Raw genomic sequence first — 750 nt, 5'->3', positions numbered from 1 at the left:
TAAAAAACACCAAAATCACAATATGATGTCAGAAAATTCATTACCTCACGATGGTAAATATTTCGTGATCCAAAAAGGAAAAGCTCAGTGTAATCAAGGGGATCACTTTCCACAGTTTAAAGTAACATCGCACCAGAAACATTATTGGAATAACAAAGAAGGACAAGCAGGTTATTTAGCCGTTACGGAAGATGATGTGCAATTCACCCCACCAGGTCCCAGTTTTGGGCAATGCAAGCTAAAACCAAGTTCAGGTGGTTATTTACCTTGTGCATTTGCTCCGACAGGAAAATGGCAAAAAGCTTATGAGAAAGTAAAGGTTATGAATAAAAGCTGTATTACAGAACTTTCTGAACTCATGTGTACAACAGGAGGAAAAATAACCATAAAAGAACATGGGCAAACTGCGGAAATCACTCAACAGAATGTCAGGAATGCAGATCCAAAACAGCAACAGAATATTAACCCGTTGCTTGACTACAAAGAATTTCAGGATGAACAGGAAGAAGATTTAAATATCTGCGAATAAACACAAACACAAATATGGGAAAATTAACGATCATCGGAAACAACAAGCCTGTAATAGGAAAACAGGAAATGTATTCTGTCACTACAATAAATGGCTGGCTGAATCCTTTACAGCTTATTAAAAATCCTTTGCAGGTACCCAAAGCACATTGGGAAGTGATGGTACAGACCAAAACAGGATGGAGAAAAGGCGGAAGTGATAAAGAAGGGCAAATAGTTCCT

At 37.9% G+C, this 750-nt stretch carries 2 protein-coding genes; both read left to right on the top strand.

Going from position 1 to position 750, the window contains the following annotated elements; genetic code table 11:
* Positions 1-529, top strand: a 529-nt coding sequence (locus AC5YGG_RS20880) for a DUF4280 domain-containing protein (RefSeq protein ID WP_496146359.1), incomplete at its 5' end; no start/stop codon positions are given.
* Positions 530-543: 14 nt separating this feature from the next.
* Positions 544-750: hypothetical protein (locus AC5YGG_RS20875; protein ID WP_496146358.1), on the top strand; the 207-nt coding region annotated here is incomplete at its 3' end.

The organism is Chryseobacterium sp. CS2K3 (assembly GCF_059515185.1).
The sequence above is the reverse complement of the archived record's forward strand: the minus strand, read 5'-3'. Positions and strand labels throughout refer to the sequence as shown.